Annotated in this window: 2 protein-coding genes; both read left to right on the top strand. The window is 60.8% G+C overall.

Going from position 1 to position 2,201, the window contains the following annotated elements; genetic code table 11:
- Positions 1-207, top strand: a 207-nt coding sequence (locus PLJ71_08225) for a hypothetical protein (GenBank protein ID HQM48660.1), incomplete at its 5' end; no start/stop codon positions are given.
- Positions 208-231: 24 nt separating this feature from the next.
- A partial coding sequence (locus tag PLJ71_08220) for a right-handed parallel beta-helix repeat-containing protein (protein HQM48659.1) occupies positions 232-2,201 on the top strand: 1,970 nt, incomplete at its 3' end.

Genomic DNA, 2,201 nt, shown 5'->3' with positions numbered 1-2,201 from the left:
GTGCTGGAAGTGGACGCCGACGGCTGGTATGCGTCGGTTATGAAGGACATGAACCAGCGGCGGGTGTGCGGGTTGAACGCCATTTACGCCGCGCTGAAAACGCTCGATGGCGCGGCGGACCGCGGAGAGTTTCTGAAGTACGGGTATGCCCCCGATCCCGCGGGGGGAATCGTCTCGTTCGCGGGTATTGCGTTTCCGGAGAAGTAACGGGCACAGGGACGGGGGGGACTAATGCCGAAAGCTTCAATCGCAGCGTTTCTCTGCCTTGTCTCCGTCTGGGTGTTCGCCGCGGAGTATCATGTGGCGCATGACGGAAACGACGGCAGTCCGGGAACGGCCTCCGCGCCCTTTGCTACCCTCGAGCGGGCCCGGGATGCCGTCCGGGCACTGAAGCAAGGCGACGGTTTGCCCGAGGGCGGCGTGACAGTGTGGATTCACGGTGGAATCTACTCCCGGCTGGCGCCTTTTTGCCTCGGCGAGCAGGATAGCGGAACGCCCGGCAGCCGGATTGCCTACCGCGCCGTCGATGGCGAAGACGTGCATCTTATAGGCGGCCTCGAGTTGGCAGGCGGCGAGTTTCAGGCCGTCCAGGATGAGGCAGTGCTTGGGCGTATCGACGAATCGGCGCGTGGGCAGGTAGTCGTGGCGGACCTCCGCGCATTGGGGCTCGCCGATTACGGCGTGTTTCCGGACTCCTATGGTGAGCCGCCTATCGTGCCTGAGGTGTTCTTCGACGGACAGCGAATGACATTGGCGCGCTGGCCGAACGACGGGTGGGCGCACATCACGGCAGTCGTCGAGAGCGGACCCGCACCGTGGCGCAACCACGAATCCAAGCAGCCGGGGGCATTCCAGTACGAAGGCGACCGGCCCGCGCGGTGGCAGTCCGCGCCCGGCGTCTGGCTGTACGGTTATTGGTGTTTCGACTGGAGCAGCGAGACCATCAAGGCGCGAGCCATCGACACCGTGAAACGCGAGATCACGCTGCTTAAACCGCACGTGTACGGCATCGGCGGCGGCAATCCGTCGCCCCGCCGCTACATGGCCCTGAACCTGCTCGAAGAATTGGATAGTCCGGGCGAATACTATCTGGACCGAGACGCGGGGAAGCTGTATTTCTGGCCGCCGCGGCCTGTCATGGAAGGGCATGTGGCGCTTTCGCTCACAAAGGAGCCCGTCATTCAGGTGGAAAACGCTTCGCATGTCACGTTTCGAAGGCTGACCGTCGAGATGTGCGCGGGAGACGGCATCGTCATGCGGGAGGGGCGGGAGAATGAACTGCTGGCATGCACGATTCGCCGTACGGGGCATGCCGGCGTGCTCGTTGACGGAGGCGCAAAACATGGAGTAAGGGCTTGCGACATTTATGAGACCGGCATGGGCGGGCTGTACATAGGCGGAGGAGACCGAACAACACTCACCCCGTCAGAACATACCGTATTCAACAACCACATACATCATGTCGGCGAACGCAAACGCACGCACGCATATCATCTTCATCTCAGCGGCGTCGGGATTCATGTTGCTCACAATCTCTTCCACGACGCGCCGCACCAGTCAATTGGATTGGCGGGCAACGACCACCTCATCGAATACAACGAGATTTCTCACAGCGGCCTGGAAAGCGATGATTGCGGAGCTTTCTACATGGGGCGCAATCCGTCTGAGCGGGGAACTATCCTGCGGTACAACTTCTGGCATCACACCGGCAGCGAACGAGCCCACGGCAGCGCCGCGATCTATTTTGACGACGGCGCGGGTGGGCAGACCGTGTTTGGCAACGTGTTCTACAAGGCCGCGGGCGGAACATTTGGCGCCGTGTTCATCCACGGCGGCCACGACAACCTCGTTGACAACAACGTCTTCATCGAGTGTTCGATGGCCATGCGCCAGGCAGCGTGGACGGACGCGGCCTGGCGGAGCTTCCTCGATGACGAGGATAGACAGAACAAGCTTCTGCGCGATGTCGACATCACCAGGCCGCCGTATACCGAAAAATATCCTGAACTCCGTGGCTACATGGAATGGAACGGAGAGCCGCGCCTGAACAAGGCCTGCCGAAACATTGTCTGCAATTGCGATGCGTTCATCGGAGGGAACTGGGTCATCATCAATAACTGGGTAATGCGGGACGAAGACCCCGGTTTTGTGGACCCGCAGAACCTGAATTTCCAGCTTCGTGAAGACTCGGTCATATTGAA

It is taken from the genome of Candidatus Hydrogenedentota bacterium (genome assembly GCA_035416745.1).
Lineage (GTDB): Bacteria > Hydrogenedentota > Hydrogenedentia > Hydrogenedentales > SLHB01 > UBA2224.
This window is presented reverse-complemented; position numbering and strand designations above follow the sequence as displayed.